This is a genomic window from Rothia nasimurium, assembly GCF_928381415.1.
GTDB lineage: Bacteria > Actinomycetota > Actinomycetes > Actinomycetales > Micrococcaceae > Rothia > Rothia nasimurium_H.
The window spans coordinates 1-16900 of sequence record NZ_CAKMSF010000004.1; the positions used below are offsets into that span (position 1 = coordinate 1).

General features: G+C 60.6%; 21 protein-coding genes and 1 pseudogene. All 22 read right to left on the reverse strand.

Annotated features, from left to right (window positions below; all coding sequences use genetic code 11):
• A partial coding sequence (locus L7A20_RS05265) for a hypothetical protein (RefSeq protein WP_237222648.1) occupies positions 1-1264 on the reverse strand: 1264 nt, incomplete at its 3' end.
• 1 nt (position 1265) lies between these two features.
• On the reverse strand, positions 1266-2039 hold the full coding sequence (locus tag L7A20_RS05270) for a hypothetical protein (RefSeq protein ID WP_237222649.1): 774 nt from the start codon (positions 2037-2039) through the stop codon (positions 1266-1268).
• Positions 2036-5056, reverse strand: a complete 3021-nt coding sequence (locus tag L7A20_RS05275; RefSeq protein ID WP_237222650.1) for a phage tail tape measure protein — start codon at positions 5054-5056, stop codon at positions 2036-2038. Before L7A20_RS05275 ends, L7A20_RS05270 begins: the two co-directional genes overlap by 4 nt.
• A 7-nt stretch (positions 5057-5063) precedes the next feature.
• Entirely contained in the window at positions 5064-5330 is a 267-nt protein-coding gene (locus L7A20_RS05280; RefSeq protein ID WP_237222651.1) for a hypothetical protein, read from the reverse strand.
• A 56-nt stretch (positions 5331-5386) separates the two neighbouring features.
• Entirely contained in the window at positions 5387-5914 is a 528-nt protein-coding gene (locus tag L7A20_RS05285) for a hypothetical protein (RefSeq protein WP_237222652.1), read from the reverse strand.
• Between the two features lie 136 nt (positions 5915-6050).
• Positions 6051-6575, reverse strand: coding sequence for a hypothetical protein (locus L7A20_RS05290; RefSeq protein ID WP_237222653.1), 525 nt, complete (start codon positions 6573-6575; stop codon positions 6051-6053).
• The gene (locus L7A20_RS05295; RefSeq protein WP_237222654.1) at positions 6576-6794 is read right to left on the reverse strand and encodes a hypothetical protein; all 219 of its coding nucleotides are present in this window, start codon (positions 6792-6794) and stop codon (positions 6576-6578) included.
• A 3-nt stretch (positions 6795-6797) separates the two neighbouring features.
• Positions 6798-7196, reverse strand: a complete 399-nt coding sequence (locus L7A20_RS05300) for a hypothetical protein (RefSeq protein WP_237222655.1) — start codon at positions 7194-7196, stop codon at positions 6798-6800.
• Complete coding sequence (locus tag L7A20_RS05305; RefSeq protein WP_237222656.1) at positions 7193-7543, reverse strand: HK97-gp10 family putative phage morphogenesis protein; 351 nt, start codon at positions 7541-7543, stop codon at positions 7193-7195. The genes L7A20_RS05300 and L7A20_RS05305 overlap by 4 nt, the downstream gene beginning before the upstream one ends.
• The gene (locus L7A20_RS05310; protein ID WP_237222657.1) at positions 7540-7917 is read right to left on the reverse strand and encodes a DUF6093 family protein; all 378 of its coding nucleotides are present in this window, start codon (positions 7915-7917) and stop codon (positions 7540-7542) included. The genes L7A20_RS05305 and L7A20_RS05310 overlap by 4 nt, the downstream gene beginning before the upstream one ends.
• Positions 7907-8365 carry a hypothetical protein gene (locus L7A20_RS05315; protein WP_237222658.1) on the reverse strand — a complete coding sequence of 153 codons (459 nt, stop codon included), beginning with the start codon at positions 8363-8365 and terminating at the stop codon, positions 7907-7909. The genes L7A20_RS05310 and L7A20_RS05315 overlap by 11 nt, the downstream gene beginning before the upstream one ends.
• Before the next feature lie 20 nt (positions 8366-8385).
• Complete coding sequence (locus L7A20_RS05320) at positions 8386-8556, reverse strand: hypothetical protein (protein ID WP_237222659.1); 171 nt, start codon at positions 8554-8556, stop codon at positions 8386-8388.
• A 5-nt stretch (positions 8557-8561) separates the two neighbouring features.
• Positions 8562-9464 (reverse strand): phage major capsid protein, encoded by a 903-nt coding sequence (locus L7A20_RS05325; protein WP_237222660.1) that lies wholly within the window; start codon positions 9462-9464, stop codon positions 8562-8564.
• 18 nt (positions 9465-9482) lie between these two features.
• Complete coding sequence (locus L7A20_RS05330) at positions 9483-10016, reverse strand: hypothetical protein (RefSeq protein ID WP_237222661.1); 534 nt, start codon at positions 10014-10016, stop codon at positions 9483-9485.
• A gap of 95 nt (positions 10017-10111) precedes the next feature.
• Complete coding sequence (locus tag L7A20_RS05335) at positions 10112-10411, reverse strand: hypothetical protein (protein ID WP_237222662.1); 300 nt, start codon at positions 10409-10411, stop codon at positions 10112-10114.
• Positions 10411-12048, reverse strand: coding sequence for a minor capsid protein (locus L7A20_RS05340; RefSeq protein ID WP_237222663.1), 1638 nt, complete (start codon positions 12046-12048; stop codon positions 10411-10413). The genes L7A20_RS05335 and L7A20_RS05340 overlap by 1 nt, the downstream gene beginning before the upstream one ends.
• Positions 12020-13411 carry a phage portal protein gene (locus L7A20_RS05345; protein WP_237222664.1) on the reverse strand — a complete coding sequence of 464 codons (1392 nt, stop codon included), beginning with the start codon at positions 13409-13411 and terminating at the stop codon, positions 12020-12022. The genes L7A20_RS05340 and L7A20_RS05345 overlap by 29 nt, the downstream gene beginning before the upstream one ends.
• A gap of 29 nt (positions 13412-13440) precedes the next feature.
• Positions 13441-14883, reverse strand: a complete 1443-nt coding sequence (gene terL / locus L7A20_RS05350) for a phage terminase large subunit (protein ID WP_237222665.1) — start codon at positions 14881-14883, stop codon at positions 13441-13443.
• Between the two features lie 17 nt (positions 14884-14900).
• Positions 14901-15356 (reverse strand): hypothetical protein, encoded by a 456-nt coding sequence (locus L7A20_RS05355; RefSeq protein ID WP_237222666.1) that lies wholly within the window; start codon positions 15354-15356, stop codon positions 14901-14903.
• Positions 15357-15359: 3 nt separating this feature from the next.
• Positions 15360-15710, reverse strand: a pseudogene (locus tag L7A20_RS12085) (HGGxSTG domain-containing protein); the annotation flags it as partial.
• Complete coding sequence (locus L7A20_RS05360) at positions 15641-16267, reverse strand: hypothetical protein (protein ID WP_237222667.1); 627 nt, start codon at positions 16265-16267, stop codon at positions 15641-15643. The gene L7A20_RS05360 and the pseudogene L7A20_RS12085, both read right to left, overlap by 70 nt.
• Positions 16239-16670: a hypothetical protein gene (locus tag L7A20_RS05365; protein ID WP_237222668.1), complete on the reverse strand. Its 432-nt coding sequence runs from the start codon at positions 16668-16670 to the stop codon at positions 16239-16241. The genes L7A20_RS05360 and L7A20_RS05365 overlap by 29 nt, the downstream gene beginning before the upstream one ends.
• Positions 16671-16900 lie beyond the last annotated feature (230 nt).

Here is a 16900-nt window from a genome sequence, read left to right on the forward strand (position 1 = left end):
ACTCGGCAGATTCAAAATGCGCGATACCCTCACCGTCTACCCACCAGGCAGCGCAGGTCGCCGCCGCGATTTCATCTAGCACCGAAGCCGCCGTCTGGTCGCGGATAGATGGCGAGGCGGTCAGGCCCACAGCCCACCTGCCGGGCTGGATCTGCGCGGTCTGCACATGGGCCAGGGCAGGGTCAACCGGGGATGCCACCGGGTCCGAAACTTGCACACCAGCAATCCTGGCGTTCTGATTACAACGAACATTCACGTAAAGGAAGGGGGTGGTATAGCTGCCGGGGGTCTCGACCGTGTGCCCGCCGGCGGTAATCTTCGTGACGCCCTTGTAGGTCTCCACCGACACGATGCGGTCGGTGGCCCAGTCGGCGGCGGGGATAGTCGCAGAGTACTCCGCGGCTCCCTCCAAAGGCCCGTAGGCGATACGCAGATTACGCTGAGCGTCTACTTCCGCGCCCACATACCAGCCGGATTCATTCACGGCGGCGACCCGTGCGAAGCCCTTATGATTCAGACCTACCATGAAGGACAGGCGCACCCGCCCAGCGGGGAGCGCCCCCAGCCGGTTAGTACGCACCGCGACTACCCCGGCGTCCATCCAGAGCATGCCTTCTTCATGACGCAGGCGCGGTGAAAAAGCCCCACCAGCAGGGTTGTCATTTGCAACCGAGCGAATCAGATACCCGTTTTTCTTCCATTCATTGGAGAAGAATGCCCCCTGCATGGTGACCTCAGCCCACAGGCCAGGTGGGGGCGGGGGCGTCAGGTGATACCCCGCCACACGGAAAGCCTCAGAGACCGCCCACAGGGGCGTCGGGTAGCAGTGCCGGTACCCATCAAAGTCCGAAGCCCAAGAGATATCAAAGGCGTTTTTCGGCATGACGCGCATAACCGGGGGCAGGCGCACCTTACGAGAGAAAGAATCCAGGGGGATAGTCATTTCAAGACTGACGCTATCGATACTGTGACGAGCGGTGCTGACCGTAGGCCGGAAAGTCGTCACCAGGGTATCGCCCTGCCAGACCTTGATAACCACCGTATCCCCGGCCAGGGGGTAGGTTTGGGTGAAAGGTGACGGGGCACCCTCAGCTGTTTCTTTCGGGGGGACGATATCGCATTTAGCGTGCCAGGCACCATTCCCAGCAGTGATACCGATGCTCTCCGGCAGAGAAGAGCTAGCACTCTGCCCCCAGGTCAAGCCCTTGATACGGTACTCTCTGCCCTTGTATTCAAGGGTTTCACGGGTGGATACAGCAACCAAGCTAGTTCACCTCCGTGAGCGTCAAAGAGTAAGAAACTGGGGAGTGCGTGTAGGCAAGGCTCCCGTGTGAGTATTGGACGTCGTCGAGGGTGACCCAGGCGCAATGCCCCACCGGGGCCACGCCCAGCTTGGTCGCGTCATGGCCCGTGCGTAGGGCAGGGGCCGCGAAAAGCGTGGCCGAGGCCGCCACCACCGTTGCGGTGACAGCCCCCGCTGGTGCCGTAGCCTCCACCTGCACCCACCCAGGAGCAGCAGGGGCAGCAGTCGAAGGGGTGGCCCCTACTCGCCCCCCGGCGGCGTCCCGGAACTCGATTTGAAGACGACCCCCGCCCTGGTAAGCACTAGCGACCAGGGCCATGCCGGGACGAACCGGTACGCGGACGGTCGCCGCGTACCCGCCCGGAGTGATCGCGTAAGCCTGCACAGGCACCCCGTCCACAGCACGCATACCCAGGGCAGACACATTCCCGCTGATAGCCTCAGACGGAAGCATATTGGTGTGCCGTCCCATGAGTGAAAGCCAATACAGCCGACGCCCACCAGCCCGAGCCAGCGCAGTCACCCCGCTAGCCCACTCCCACGGAGCCTGAGCATCCACCTGCCAGGAACGCGGGGTCACACCACGGAAGAAAGCCGAGCGCAACCCCAGCGCAGACACAAACGGAGCGATAAAAGGCCCACCGCCAGAGACGCTTACAGTGCCGCGATCAGCCACAGGCACCCAATGATGGTCCTCAGTCACCAGCCAGCCGACGCAATCGTTAGTCTCAATCATCGGAGCCCTCCGTATTTCTGCTTGGTTAGTTCCATGACCCCGTAAAAGGTATGGCCATCAATGGTGATAGAGGGGCGCATGCCGCGGACGACGTCCAGGGCGGCGTTTACTGCAATCGCAGATGAGTCTGCTGACCCAGGTGCAGAAATATCACTAGGTCGCCCGCCCTTGTTCATCCACTCCAGCATCGGCCCCCACATCGCGGTAGAAACCGGGTTCATTACGAACTCCCCGCCGGCAAGCGGCTGGGAAAGCACCTGCCCGCCATGAGCAAGCGGCCACAGCACGTTGTCCTTGCCCGGTAGCGGGGTCGGCCCCGGCACATACCCACCGGCAGCAAGGCCACGCACACGGGTAGGGCCCATAGGGTTCACCAGACCACCATGAGCAAGACCAAAGAAGGACTTCAGCTTGCCGGTCAGCCCCGTGATTGCAGCATTGATGGTCACAGACCCAGAGCGCGGACGGGTGAGGTCGTTGAGCTTGCTACGAGCGTCCGAATCATCACCCTGAATACCAAGAGTGCCGGTGCTGGAGTTGATCCGCCCCAGAGTGGAGTTACGGACGGCCTCAGCAGGGCGGTCATTGGCATCAAGACTCATGACACCCAGCGTCCCATCCATGCGCAGCCTCATGAGCTCACGCTTCTGTTCTGCCATGGCGTCATTGGCATCGATACCCATGGTTCCCACCGTGGCGTTGATACCGCCGGTGAGGGTGTTGAGCTGGCCTTCAGCTGGGGCCTTGTTGGCATCAATCTCGACGACCCCACCAGAGGCATCAATCTGGGTCATGAGCCCATTCAATGCCTCACCAGCGGGGTAAGTCTGACCGTTAATGGTTACGGTGCCGTCTGACTCATTGATAGCGGTTTCCAGCATGGTCAACGCATTCTCAGCGCCAACAGTTTGACCGTTGATGCTTACGGTGCCACCAGAAGCGTTCACGTGAGCTGAGAACTCGTCCATGCGTGTCCACATCGCAGCCACAGCGTCAGAGAGCTCAGCTTGCATGACTGCGCCACCAGCCCACTCATTGAACTTGGCCTGAGTCGCATCTACCGACTCAATCATGCTGTCCTTGTACTGGGAAGCAGCAGACTTGGCAGTCTCACCAAATTCACGCATATCATCAGAAGCAGCCATCAAGTCTGCACCCATTTTCACCATGTCTTCGTTATTGGTGAGAGACCCATAAGCCATTGCAGCCTTGCCAGCCCATTCAACAATCGAAGCGAAAACGGTTGCCACAGTCCCTCCCATCTCAATCATCTTGGCACCAAACTCGATAGACCCCTTGATCAGCTCAAAGAGGCCGTTGCCGAAGTCAGCTGCCCACTGCATTACCTCGGCTCGGTTGACCGAAATGTACTCAGTGAAAGACTGAATATGAGGTGAAAGGGCGGTCGCTAGGACACCACCTATCTCTTCCAGAGCACCCTTGATGCCGCGCCAAGCCTGCTCAATCCGTGTAGCGTTATTGTCCTGCATGCGGTCCATCGCCTCCTGCGAAGCGTCGCCCACGTTGGTCCAGGATTCGCCAAGGTTATCAAGGTCCATCGCCAGCACAGAAGAACCATTACCAAGGTCTTCCCATTTGGTGCCGAAGAGGGCGACACCGGCAGCGTTTCTTGCCATGGGGTCTTCGATGCCACGTAGCCCGTCAAGGACTTGGTCGAGGCCTTCGCGGGCAGTATCTCCGCCCGCTGCCATCTTCTGGCCCATTTCCTCGGCGTTGAGTCCGAGCATCTGGTACGCCTCAATGGTTGACTCTGCCCCGTCCTGAGCACGGATAGAGAACTCCTTGAGCGCATCAGCTACGAAGTCGGTATTACGTGCGCCGTCGTCCATTGCTTGGGAAATAAGCCCCATCGCATCGACACCGGATAGGCCGAGGGATTGGAAGAGCGGGGAGTATTCGCGGAGGGTGTCGAGCATGTCCCCCGAGCGGTTCATACCGTTTTGGAGGGCTACAGTCATCATGTCGTAAGCCTCAGTGGCGGTGCCTGCCAGGCCATTTTTAATCATCTGACCAGCTGCTTCGGCTGTTTCAGTGACGTCACCGCCGGTGAGCTCTGCTAGGGCTTGGAGCTGGGATATGCCCCGCTCGATGTCAGCCTGAGTGTCGGTATCGAAGATGAGCTGATTGGCTCGGGCCGCTTCAGCAGCAGCCAAGTTAGCTTCGACAGTTTCGCCCCAGGCGTTGGCATAGGCTCCTGCGGCAGCTGACCCGTATTTACGGGCTGTCTTCTCATCCATACCGGTTTTAGCGCCGAAAAGGTCTTCACGCACATCAACCTGTAGAGCCTGCTTGAAAGCAGCAACACCAGCGATACCTGCAGCGCCGAGGATGCCGACGACTGCACCAACAATAGGGGTGGAGTTGATGCCGTCGATGATTGCTTTACCGGCAGAGATACCAGCCTGATCGCCTTCATCGGCGGCAGCCTTGCTCATACCCGCCAGGCTGCTTTTTACCTTCCCTGAGTCTACGGTTACTACCATCTCAGCTTTAGCCCCATGGAGGGACTTAAGCTGAGCTTGTGCCCGGTCAAGGTCAGCACGGGCCTTATCAACATCCGCCACAGCCACGACCTCAGCCCGCATGCCCTCGAGAGCCTTGAGCTTGGCGCGGGCTTCATCCAGCTGCGCCTTAGCCTTAGCAGTATCCGCTAGAACCTTGGGCGTAACTTCCATACGTCCAAGCATGTCCAGGGTTCGTCTGGCGTCCTCTGCCTTGCCCTCGAAACGCTTGATGTCCGCGTCGATCTTGGCGCTGTTAGGCTGCGCTTCGAGTTGCTTGAGACGGTTGGTGAGGGTTCGTACGTTAGCTTCGGCTTCTTTGATGTCCGCGTCGATGGTGGGCGAGACCTTCACATCCCCTGCACGCTTGAGGGAGTTGGTGAGGTCATCAGCAGTTTTGGCGGCCGCCGTTGCTTTGCCAGCTAAGGACCGAAGGGACGCTTCTGCCCCAGAGACCTGGGCTTCGTAGATGGTGCGGACGGTGCGGTCAGCCATGGTTCTCCTATGCTGGTTTGGCGAGTGCCTCGTTGAGGGTGACGATGGGGACGACGGTGCCTGCGTAGGGGTCGTTTTTGAAGCGTTCCATTTCCATCATGACGGCCCGGGTTTTGTAGCAGCGGCGTGTGGTTACTTCCCAGGCGTGCTGATATCGCGGGTTCTGGCAGAGCTGGTCGGGGTCGTACCCTCCGCAGATAGGGCAGGTCGGCTCGAGGTCGGCGGCGAGTGCCCAGTCTTTGTCGTCGTCGGTGAGGGCGTCCCATTGGGACATGGTGAGGTTGAGGGAGCGCGCCGCCTTGACCTCCGCTCTGGTGGCGGGGGACTCTTTTAGGAGGCGCGCAGCGGAGGGAAAGAGGACGCCCCGGGCTTGTTCAGGGCTAGAGTGGTGGTGAACCAGGCTTCGAACTCTGCTGCATCCACGCCGGTCTCGTCGTCTACCCAGGCATCTACCTTGAGGGGGATCTCGGTGCCGTTGAGGTTCTTAGCTGAGACGGTAGCAATACGAAGGAGTGCAGCAGCGAAGGTGTCTGTGTTGTACCCCAGAGCCTGGTCTGCTTCGTCGTCGAGACGCGGGGCATGGTTCTTCATGAGATTGCGGTATTCACCGCGTGAGAGTGCCCGGACCGTGAGGGTTGCGATGCCTTCCCGGATTGTATTCAGGGCCTTTTCCTGGTGGGCTTTGACCTCAGCGATACTTGCTTCAAGTTCAGTGCGGCGGGTGGTCTCATCGACGGGGGTTCGTTCGAGTTCGAAGGTGAGGGCTCGTTCTTTTGCTGCCCATACGCCCCAGGCGTCTCGAGCTGTGGTTTTGCGGTCGATGGTGATTTCGATGGTGTCGGTGGCGCGTTCAGTCATCGGCTGTGTTCGCTCCTTCTAGGGGTGTTCAGCGAGGGGGCGCGGCAGACCATGAGAGGGGGCAGCAGGTATGCGAAGGAAAATACCGCTGGCTGTTCTCATGGTCTGCCGCAAGCAGGGGAGCCTAGAACTACCTCTAGGCGGTGAGAGTGATGTTCGGCAGGAAGAGGGACCCCGAGAGGGTTGCCCGGAACATCAGGTCTTCATCGGGTGCAGCGGCGATGGTGTGGTCTACCTGGGAGACCTTGACACGCCACAGGTCACCCTTGGTCTGGGCGTCAGGAGCCTTGTCGGTGTCGTGGCCGTTAGCAACGAACAGGAAGACGTCCGCCCCTTCAGGCAACGCACCGTAGGCCTTGTTGACCTCTGCCTCTGAGCTGGCCTGCTGGTCCCAGACTGCGTTGATGTTGCCGTTGATGGTTTCACCAATCTTGATCTGCTGGGCGACCTTTTCGCAGGCTCGCTGTCGTTCAGTGGTGGTCTGCTCGCGGGTCAGTTCCACGCCACCGAAGTTGTGGTAGCAGTCGATCTTGGTGCCACCGGTGACCGCGGTTAGAGGGATGGACTTGGTTGCTGAGGTGACGTCGGTCAGTGCGCTGGCCTGGATGACCCAGGTGGGCTGGCGGCCTGCTGCGGAGACGCCGGCGATTCCGTTAGCCATTTACTTTGCTCCTTTAGTTCGTTTAGGGTCGGGGGTCAGGTTTTCTTTGGGGATAGGGGGCAGCCAGTTGCCTCGGCTGTCGAGGGCTGGGCGGTCTTCGAGTACTTCGTGACCGGCTAGGCGGGCAAGGTGACGGGTGGTGGTGTAGGTTCCGCCCGTCTCGTCGCGTACTCGGACGACGTCCCAGCCGTTATCAGGTGCAGTTGGTTCGGTTGCCATGTCTTATAGCTCCTTGCTGATGGTGGTGAATTGAAGGGGCAGAGAGACCCGTACGGGGTTTGTGCCTGGCTCTGCGGTTGGTGTTGCCCCTAGCCCGGTTTCGCGCAGTGGCGCGCCCCCTGGGTGGATGATGGTGCCGGTGAGGGCTGCACGTACTTTGTCCGCTGCCGCGAGGGCGTCTAAGGCTGTTGCTCCTACGCAGATGACGGTGAAGGCATCGGCACGGTCAGCGGGGCCTGTTGAGTTGGTTCGGTATCGCGGTGCCCCAGCAGTGGGCCAGAGCACCGCGCACTGGTTCACTTTCCCGCCACTGGTCGGAAGAGTGGGTGCAGGGCCGTGGAAGGCCGGTAGCTGCTCACCTACCAGCTGCAGCACCTTGTTGTAGAAACTGCTTAGGCTCACGAGGCCCCACCTCCTGCTTCTGCCAGCATCGCCATAGCCTCATAGAACTTGGGTGCGTTCTCCGCGGTGGCTGGCCCCATGAACGGTTGTGGTGCCATCTGTGAGGTACCGTTTTCCACCCAATAGGCGTAGGAAGCTGTTGCTACCACGCCCGCGGTCAGACCGTCCCCGACCACCTGTGTGGTAATCGATGAACGAAGATTTCCTGTGTCAACAGGGGCCAGGCGTTTAGCCGTTGCTTCGGTGTCGAACGCTACTTTCCGCACAACCTGGGAGGCACGGGCCCGTAAGGACTTAGACTCTCCGGTGAGCTCTGCAGCATACCGCCGAAGAGCGTCCCCACTCATGCCCCCGCCTGGGAGGTGGTAGTGCAGTGCGCCCGAGCAGCAGTCGCAGGGAAGGAGTTCCGCTGTACCTGGTTTACCCAGACCACGGCTCCGGTTGCGCTGGTTACCCGGTCCCCAGGTTCTAGGGCCACGGTGTGCGGGACGGTGAGCATGAAGGTCTGGTCCTGGCGGATTGACCCGTCTGCCCCTAGCACGCTAGGTACTGGGTCAGCTGCCAGCCGCCCGGGACCTGTGTAGATGGTTTCCCAGGTTTCTACACACTGTTGCGCTTCTTCGTCCCAGCCGCTTCCGTTGACGCGGACGACGGTGACGGTATCAGCCATGAGAGCTACCTGGTCTGCTCGCATCTGCTCTAGTTCCTGTTCAGTGAGCACGGGACCCCCTCATGGTGGTGTCGGTGGTGATGCCGTAATGGGCTGAACGAGGAACGGGAGCAGGTGTTGCCCCGCCTAGTTCTATGACGGTCAGGCCGCCACTGCCGGTAGCCTTGGCTTTCCATCGTTTAGCTGCGGCTAGGAAGTCGGCTGCGGTGGCACCGCCGTCGCGGGTGACGGTGGAGCCCTCAGAGGTGAAGGAGGTGACGCGGCCGGTGGTGTCAGCTGCGAGGCTGTCAGCTTTCCGCTCGTAGACGAGGGCAACAGCCCAGGGCAGGTTCCAGGTGGGCTGGTAGCCGGGGGCTGTTGGTGGTGTGCCTGCGGCGTCTCGGACGAGAGCTTCGTTCATGATGCCGCAGGCGCTGATGTCTATGACGGGGTGGGTTTCTGCGTGGGAGTTCAGCTGGACCCAGTTGAAGGCTTCTGCGTAGTTGCTGCTGGTGTGCACGGCCGGTCACCTCCTTGGGGCTAGTTTTTCTCTGAGGCTCGGCGGTTTCGCCGTGCCGGGGCGGCGGTCTTCGTGTCGGTAGCCGGGGTCTTGGTTGCTTCGTCTACAGGGACGAACCCCTGTAGGCGGGTGGCCTTTTCCTCGGCTACTTCAACTCGCACGCCGGTTGCAGGGTTTACGAGTGTCACCATGGCCGTTAGCCTGCCTTGACGATCTTGGCGAAGGCGTTCTTATCTGCGATGCCCCAGCCGTAGACGATTTCGGCGCGGAAGGCGACCTGGTTGTTGCGCTTCAGATCGCCCTGGCCGTCAGGGTCGCCGTACTCGATCTTGTGGATGGCGATGGTCTTCTGGATACCCCAGCGGATTGCTGAGAAGTCGCCGACGAAACCTAGGACGTTGGAGGGGGTGGCGATGACGCCGTCGCCTGAGACGGTGGCGGAGACGGAGGCCTTGAGTCCGTCGACGGTTCCTGCGTTTAGGGAGGGGGTGAAGTTGGGGTAGACCAGCTGCTTGGTTGAGTCAGCGTAGCGCTGGGTGACCATGGTTGCGGCTAGGTCGGTGTCGATGGCGAAGCCAGTGGGCAGGTACTTGTCTGCTAGTACCAGTGCCTTGGCGGCGTCGGTGGTCAGGAAGGTCTCGGCGTCGCCGGTGTAGGTGACGGAGTTGGTGGTGTCCACGAGCTTCTGTGTCATGGCTGAGACGGGTTCGCCGGTCTTGGGGTTGATGCCGTGGAAGATGCCGTAGTCCAGGGCTCGGGAGAGGGCGGGCTGGATCTGTTCGAGGATGGTGTCGATGATGTGCAGACGGTGGTCTGAGTCTGCCCAGGTGACTTCTTCGTGGAAGCGGACGGTCTTCTGGAACTTGTGGGGTTCGAAGGTGCCACCGGTCTTGGTGATGTCGTTGGAGGACTTGTTTGCGCCTTCGCCGACGTATTCTGCTTCGCCTGAGTCCCATGAGGTCCATTCGCCCTTGCCGAACTTCATGGGGATGGAAGGTGAGAGGGTTGCGATGGTTGAGCCGGCCTGAATTTTGCCGACCCAGGGGTCGAGGATCTGCTTGGGGATTTCGAAGTCGGCGGTCTTGAGGGGGTTTGCCATTGTTGTTTCTCCTTGTGTTTAGGATTCGAAGATGGAGTCGGCCCACTGCTGGAGGCTGGTGGGCTGGGGTGTGTGGTTGGCTCCGGCGGCTGCGTCTCGCTGGCCGCTGGGGGTGGTGGTTGTGAGGGCGAACCGGGGGTTTGCGCTCACGTAGGTGGTGATGTGGTCCTTCACGGTGTCCGCATCGAGGTTTTTGAGGTCGCCGAGGGTGTCGGTGAAGGATCGGGAGTCGAGGAGTGCGTCGACGTTGGCGATGGTTGCGCCGTGGCGTAGGACGGCGTTTTCGCGCTGCAGGGTGGTGAGCTGGGTGCTCAGGGCCTTGGGGTCGATGTCGTCTTCCTTGGTGTGGCCGAGGGCGGTGAGGACGGCGGTGAGCTTGTTGCTCTGTTCCTCTAGCTGGGTCTGGAGCTGCTGCCGGTGGTCGCGTTCTTTTGCGAGGTCGGCGAGTACGGCGGCTTTGGACCCTGCGCCCTGTTCTTCGGTGCCGGTGGGCTGGGCCGGTTCCTGCTGTTCCTGCTTGGTGCCGGCGGGTTCCTGATTTTCGTTGTCCACGCTGTGGTGTCCTTTCTGCGTTTAAACGGGTAGCGGGGAGAACACTGTGGTGTGTTCTCCCCGCCGGGGTGGGTGGTCTGTGAAGTTGTAGGTGGCTAGGTGGCCTGTGTGGCTTCCTGGGCCAGGCGCTGCTGGTTGTAGGGTGACTCGATATAGTCATCAATCACATCAGGAAATGTTGAACTATCGTGTATGACAACCTCCTCTGTTTCCATGTTGACTAGGAACGCTGCGTAGGAGCCGAGGTTACCTGCTGCGAATCCTTCCTTGTGGTAAATGAGGAAGGCTACTTCGGTTTCTGATTTGAAACCCAATAAGTCACAGCCGGTTATTTCTGGGTCATAGTCCCATGGGTATGCCTGTTGAGCGAGCTTTGCTGCTTGGTCTAGTTCCATTACTCAACCCAATCTGTTGGTTCGCCGGTGAAGTAGGCGTTGTCAGTGCGAAAGAAGAGGTTGCTGGCCCCTTTCTGCGCTTTATGGTTCGTGTATTTACCATTATCGATAGTGCCGGATTGAGGGTCAATAATCCTAACTTTCCCGCCTTTGATAACTTCCCAGATCAACACATGGCCGGGGATACCAGGGATTTTCCATTGAACCTGGGCAATACCCTGGGAACCTGCCGGAAAAAGACCAGAACCCACTGCTCGATCAAGGGCATCTGTAAGAGTTTCTGAGCCCCTGGCACTATAGAGTTTCGGGCGTTCTTTTCCACTTTCTGTGGTGCTCCATGCATCAAGCAGGAAGTGAAACAGTTTACCGTGAGTGTGCTCAGCTGTCTGCGCAGTAACATCCCAGCCTCGACGTCGGAAGATATAGGCGGTGACTGCGTTGAAACAGTTGTACCGCCGATACTTATCAGCTGGGTACCCGGGGTTAACCCGCTTCACTGCCTCATCCGGACGCTCAGGAGTAATCTGCCGTGGATAGAACCCACGGGCTGCCTTGGGAAAGGCCTGCCGGAATGCGTCCGGCTCATAACCTCGAGACCCTGGGACAGGGGCTGGCTGATAAGAGTCCCGCCAATCCCTGCCGTTGTCCCGCCGCGCTGCCCAAGCTGAGCGAGGGAACCTGCCCTCACGGTAGGCGGCCAGCCCAGCTTTGCCCAAGATAGCTTCCTGTTCGGCTTCTGGCAGGTTCTCAAACCACTCTTCGGCATCCGGGGTAGCGTTCTGTGGCTCTCGCATGCCAGGGAACCCAAGCTCTTCCCAGGTTTTAGTGACCGGGACGCGGGCGCACCGGCAGTTCGGGTGCCCTAGGGGGCCGGGGGAGTCGATGGCGTGCCGGGTACCGTGCATACCAAGGCAGGCCCGGCAGATTCGTTTGTCGCCGAGGTGAGCAACCCATTCCCAAGAATCCAGCACGTCCTTGTTGGCTTGCTCTACTTGCTGCGCTGCTTTCCGGTGGGCGTCCAGCATTTCGGTGCGGGCGATGGTCTCAGCGCGGGCTAGGCCACCGTTCCATTGGTCCTCAATGTTCCGGTAGGCGTCACGGGCAGCTTTTCGGGGGTTATCACCGACAGCGATACCTTTGAGCATGGTCCGCCGGATTGCCTTCTGCGCCTCGACAGCTAGAGCCTTGGTGCGGGCAGTGATCTGCTCGGTGGTGCGGCGGGCCATGGCCAGGATTTGTGCGGGGTCTGCTGCGGTGAGGTTTGCCCTGAGTTCTGCCCGGGTGACCCCGGTGAGCCCTGCTCTTGTCATTGCTAGGGTGGCGGTCGTGGAGTTGTGTGCAACTGCCTGGGCTTGTTGGGCTGTGAGGGTGCCGGTTTGCTCTGCTAGCTGGTCTAGGGTTGCCTCCATCTGGGTGAGCGCTGCTTGTAGACGCTGGTGGCGCAGCAGCTTGGGGTAACTGATGGTGCCGCCGGTGTTTTCTGCAGCGAGCTCGAGGAGTGATGTTTCTAGCTCGCCTTTGATCTGGTCCCAGGCTTCTGCCCAGGCTGTGACGATGCGGCGGGTTGTTTCATCGAGGTTGGCGTCGAGTAGGGCTTGGGCTTTGGTCTCAGCTTTGAGCTGTTCTTTCGATGCCATGCATGACCTCCCGTGTGGTGAGAAGTTCTCGTCCTGCTGCTGCTAGGGCGGTTTCGCCAGTGTTGATGATTCCCATGATCCGTTCGACGTCCTCTGATGAGTACCCGGCTAGGGAGGTGAGGACTTCTTGGAGGGGGACTCCCATTTCGACGAGGGTTTTGGCGGTGTCGGTGCGTTCGGCTTCGTCGGTGGGTGCGGGGTCGACCCAGACGGGGTAGTTGCCGGGTGCTCCGAGTAGTTCCATGAGCTGGGCGATGTCGTCGGTGATGGAGGTGGTGAAGTCCCGTACTGCGTTGGTGCGGGTTGCTGCGAGGGTTCGTAGGGCTGCACCTGATGGGATGTTGCCGAGGTCGGGGGCGATGTCTGAGACGGGTATGCCGGCGACTTGGGCGATGTTGGCTTGCAGTTCTCGTTTGAGGCTTAGTAGCCCGGCGGGGTCGGGTGGGTCGAGTTGGGTGACGCGTACGTTTTCGCCGGCGAAGGCGTAGGCGCGGTTGGTGGAGGGGTCCATTCGCATGGGCTGGGTCTCCATGTCACCTGTGCTTGGGTTGATTCTTACTTCGGGTTCGTAGCCGGTGACTACGCGTAGCTGGTGGGCGTAGTCTTCGGTTTCGACGACGAGGGCGTGGACGGCGTGGTTGAGGGCGTCTTGGAGGGGGATGACGTCGTCGAGGATGGAGCGGCCGGGCCCGCCGTCGTATTGGGGGTCGTAGGCGATGTGGATGACTGGGACTTTTCCGAAGTTGTGGGGGATGGTGTCGGGTTCGCCGTCGCCGGTGTAGGGGAGCCAGTTGAGGGTGTCTGGTAGTCCCCAGTTGGGTGCGGTGTTCGGGTCGTCTTGCACTTTTGTGGTGGTGGTGAAGCGTTGGACGTTCTGGGTGGTGTAGATGTTGGCTCTCCCGTATCCTGCGGGGTCTGCCCAGAGTTTGATGGCGGCCTGGTGTTGGCCGGGGTGTTCGGGGTTGGGGATTGTGTAGATCTGTTCGGCTCGGTGGAACCAGGGGGCGGGGGTGCCGGTGGTGTCGGGCCAGATGAGGATGTAGGCGTCGCCGGTGCGGAATGCTTCGGCGATGGTGAGGGTGAGGGCTTTGCTGAAGCGGGCGGTGTCGGCGATGGCTTCGGCTTGGTCGGGGTTGGTTCCGCGCCATTCTTGGATGCGGACGAGGTCGGAGTAGTTGGTGCGGACGCGGCGGCACATGTTGAGGCGTGCGCTGTTGACGATCCAGGCGTATTTTTTGCGGAAGAGGGGGGAGCCGTAGGGGTGTTGGTGTTGCCCGTTTTCGTAGTCGCGGTACATGTCGTAGGTGGGGGCTTTGGTGGTGTGTTGTGCCAGGGCGTGGTTGATGGTTTGGTTGGGGTTCACCGTGGCTCCTTCCGGGGTGTGTTGGGTTTTTAGTCGAGTGCCATGATTCCGCCTGTGGGTTTGGTTCGGGTGGCGAGGTAGGTGATGGCTTGGGTCATGGCGTCGATTTGGTCGTCGTGTTTGCCGTGGGGGAATGAGCGGGTTTCTTCGATGAGGTCGCCGACCCAGGGGGCTAGTTCGGGTGCGGGTAGGTGGATGTTTCCGGCTTCGTGGTAGGGGGCGATGGCGTGGGCTCGGGCTTCTTTGCCGCCGCCGGGGTTGACGGGGATGATTCCGTTGGTTGTTTTGCGGAGGGTGTCGATGACGGCGGGGCCGTTGGCTTTGTCTTCGATGAGTTTGGCGATGGCTTGGGGGTATTTGGCGGTGAGGTGGCGGACTTGGTTGACGGTTTCTGTGAAGGTGTAGCGGCCGCGTACTTGGTCGATGAGGTAGAAGTCGGTGCCGCGTCGTAGCCAGATTTGTCCGACGACGTAGTCGCTGGTGTCGGTGCCTTTGAATGCCATGTCCCAGGATTGGATGAGTTGCACCCCGGGCCCGGGCTTGGGTAGCAGCATGGTGCCATTGGGGCCAGGAACGACCTGGGGCGTGGTGTAGGTCTGGTAGTTGGTGGGGTCAAGGATGGTTCCGCCGGCGGGTGCTGGGGCGCCTTGGTAGAGGGCTTGCCAGACGCGGGCGCCGGCGTCCTTTTTGCGCTGCTCCCATTGCTCGGTGGTGCGGCCTCGTGCGCTGATCATGTATTCGCCGGGTTGTCTGCCGAGGGGGTCGGTTTCGCCGTGTTCGGGGCGGTGGTCGGCTTGGGCGGGGATGCGCAGGGCGGACCAGGTGGCGGGGTCGTGTTCGAGGAGCATGCCGGTGAGGTCTTTGTCGGTCCAGCGGGTTTGGACGACGATGACGGGGACGGAGGCGGACATGCGGGCCATGACGGCTGATTGCCACCAGGACCAGACGGTTGCGCGTTCGGCGGGGGATTCGGCGGCTTTCATGTCTTTGTGGGGGTCGTCGATGACGATGAGGTCTCCGGGTTTGCCGGAGAGGGTGCCGCCGACGCCGGTGGCGTACATGCCGCCGCGGTGGCCTTTGATGTGCCATTCGTCTTGGCGTGAGGGGTTGTCTGCTACGTGGAAGCCGAGTTCGTTGGGGTGGTTGCGGGCGAGGTCGCGGGCTTCGCGGGTGAAGCCCATGGCGAGGTCTTTGCTGTAGGAGGCGATGATGATGCGTAGGTCTGGGTTTTGGTGGAGGGCCCAGAGGGGGAAGGCTACTGAGCAGCGTTGGGATTTGCCTTCTTGGGGTGCGAAGTTGATGAGTTTGCGGTGGTTGGGGTTGTGGTAGGCGTCGATGAGTTCAGCGTCAAGGCGGTTGAGGGCGGGGGTGTTGGTGATGTTGGGGTTGAGGGCGGCGGCGAGTTGGCCGGGGGTCTCAAATTTTGGGGTGTGGGGTGCGAAGTGGGCTGCTGCTTTGGCGTAGATGTTCACTGGGCACCTCCTGGTGGTTATGGGTTTTGTTGGGCTAGGCGGGTGAGTTCGGTGTGGGCGATGGTTTCGGCGGTGGTTTTTTGTTGGGGGGTGAGGCCTGTGCCGTTGATGATTCGTTTGATGGTTGCTGCGATGTTGTCGGCTTGGGTTTGTTGGAGGGCTAGGTGTTTGCCGTCGATGTCGTGTTTGAGGGCGATGTCGAGGAGTTTGGTCATGTTTTTGACGGCGCGGTCGTAGAGGTCGAGGTAGGCTTCGGTTTCTTGGGGGTTGGTGTTGTTGTTGATGCGGGCCATGAGTTGGTCGAGGTGCCAGCGGGTTTCGGTGGTGAGGGCGTGGAGTTCTTCGAGGGGGTTGCTGGCAGCTGTTGTGGCTTTGCCGGTGAGGTGGGCGCGGGTGAGGGCGGTTTGAATGTTGGCAGTGGCCGTGTTGGTTTTGGCGGCTTTGCGGGCGCGTTGGGTGGCTGATCCGTGCATGCGGCAGCGTTTGGCGCCTTGGATGGGTGGGTTTTTGCAGGGTTGGCCGGTGCGTGTTTTGGCTCCGCAGGTGTTCATGGGTGGTTTCCTTTCTGGGGTGTGGGTGCAGAAAAGCCCCCTGGCCTGTGGGTGGGTGGGGGGCTTTTGTGTTGAAAGGAAAGCTGTGGTGCTTGGCGTTTTTGGGTATGCCAATTGCACGTTTTTTAGGTTACCTGTGGATAACTTTGGTGTGCAACTGTGTTTCGTTACTGTGGTTTGTCCTGGTTTATCGGTGGGAAATTTGTTTATTTTTTGCTCCCTTTGGCTCGGGTGGTGAGTAGGTGGGCGAACCATTCCCAGTCGGCCATGGGCCATACGGGGGTGTTCCCGAGGAAGTTGGAGCAGTACCCCTCGGGTGGGGTGCAGGTGCCGGATTCGCAGGCAAGGTAGGGCTCGTTGTGGGTGGTGAGTTCTAGGACGCGTACACGCAGGCTTTGTTCGGTGCCGCAGATGGGGCAGGGGGTGTTGAGGGTTTGCCCGCCGAGGGTGCCGTCGAGGCGGTGGCGGACTTTGGCTGCTGTGATGGTGGCCCAGTTTTGGACGTCGTCTACCCATTGCCCGGCTTTGCGTCTGCTGAGGTAGAGCAGCTGATCGAGTTGGGCGATGGGTGCGGGCATGCGGCCGATGGGTAGGGTTCCGGCTTCTTCGAGCCAGCCTCGGGTGTCGGTTTGGATGTCTAGTAGCAGGTCGAGGCTGTCGATGTGTAGTGGGGCGGGTGTTTTGCCGGGTCCTTCGGGTTCGAGGGTGAGCCAGGGGTCGAGGGCGGCTATGGGCCTGCGGGTGCCGGGGGTCAGGGAGCCTCTCAGGGCGTCCCAGTGGGCGTGGAGGTACCTGAGTGAGGCGTTATGCAGGATAGGGGCTGTGCGGGGCATGTGGGGGCTCCTGGTGGGTGATGATGGTTAGTTCGATGCGGGGGTTGGTTTTGTCGAATCCGCCGTGGTGCATGTGTGGGCCGTCTACGTGCCGGTAGTCGTCGTCTTTGGTGAGTCCGTAGTCGGTGAGGCCGTCGATGATGGCTTTGATGGTGGGGTAGAGGTTGGTGGGGTCGTAGCGGCCTGCTCTGGGTTTGTAGATGGTGGCGTGGATGGTGACGTAGGGGACGTGTTTGGGTAGGGCTGCTGCTTGTGCTGCGGTGTGGCCGGCGGGGCGCCAGATGCTGGTTTTGGTGGAGCGGTCTGTCCAGTGTTTGCGGGAGTTGGCGTTGAGGAGGTGTTTGGGGTTGTTGATGGGGATGGTGAGGGTGTGGATGTTGGTGGGTGGGGGTGGTTGGTGCATGGGGTTGGGCTCCTTGTGGGTGGTGTATGGGGTTGTTAGAAGGGTGGGGGTGTGTTGGGTGGTTGGGGTTTTTTGTTGGTGAGGAGTGGGGTGCCTTGGGTGGGGTAGTGGCATTTGTGGTTGGTGAGGACTTTGGTGGCGTTGTTGGGGCCGGTGGCGTAGTGGAGGTGCCAGGCGGTTCCGGTGGTGTTGGTGGTGAGTTGGTAGAGGGGGCGGCCTGCTGTGTGGAG

Bases quoted from the DNA above. Each gene is read 5' to 3' on its own strand.
- L7A20_RS05270 (WP_237222649.1), bottom strand. From the start codon at position 2,039: ATGATTGAGACTAACGATTGCGTCGGCTGGCTGGTGACTGAGGACCAT.
- L7A20_RS05275 (WP_237222650.1), bottom strand. From the start codon at position 5,056: ATGGCTGACCGCACCGTCCGCACCATCTACGAAGCCCAGGTCTCTGGG.
- L7A20_RS05280 (WP_237222651.1), bottom strand. From the start codon at position 5,330: ATGTCCCAATGGGACGCCCTCACCGACGACGACAAAGACTGGGCACTC.
- L7A20_RS05285 (WP_237222652.1), bottom strand. From the start codon at position 5,914: ATGACTGAACGCGCCACCGACACCATCGAAATCACCATCGACCGCAAA.
- L7A20_RS05290 (WP_237222653.1), bottom strand. From the start codon at position 6,575: ATGGCTAACGGAATCGCCGGCGTCTCCGCAGCAGGCCGCCAGCCCACC.
- L7A20_RS05295 (WP_237222654.1), bottom strand. From the start codon at position 6,794: ATGGCAACCGAACCAACTGCACCTGATAACGGCTGGGACGTCGTCCGA.
- L7A20_RS05305 (WP_237222656.1), bottom strand. From the start codon at position 7,543: ATGAGTGGGGACGCTCTTCGGCGGTATGCTGCAGAGCTCACCGGAGAG.
- L7A20_RS05320 (WP_237222659.1), bottom strand. From the start codon at position 8,556: ATGGTGACACTCGTAAACCCTGCAACCGGCGTGCGAGTTGAAGTAGCC.
- L7A20_RS05325 (WP_237222660.1), bottom strand. From the start codon at position 9,464: ATGGCAAACCCCCTCAAGACCGCCGACTTCGAAATCCCCAAGCAGATC.
- L7A20_RS05335 (WP_237222662.1), bottom strand. From the start codon at position 10,411: ATGGAACTAGACCAAGCAGCAAAGCTCGCTCAACAGGCATACCCATGG.
- L7A20_RS05340 (WP_237222663.1), bottom strand. From the start codon at position 12,048: ATGGCATCGAAAGAACAGCTCAAAGCTGAGACCAAAGCCCAAGCCCTA.
- L7A20_RS05355 (WP_237222666.1), bottom strand. From the start codon at position 15,356: ATGCACGGATCAGCCACCCAACGCGCCCGCAAAGCCGCCAAAACCAAC.
- L7A20_RS05360 (WP_237222667.1), bottom strand. From the start codon at position 16,267: ATGCCCCGCACAGCCCCTATCCTGCATAACGCCTCACTCAGGTACCTC.
- L7A20_RS05365 (WP_237222668.1), bottom strand. From the start codon at position 16,670: ATGCACCAACCACCCCCACCCACCAACATCCACACCCTCACCATCCCC.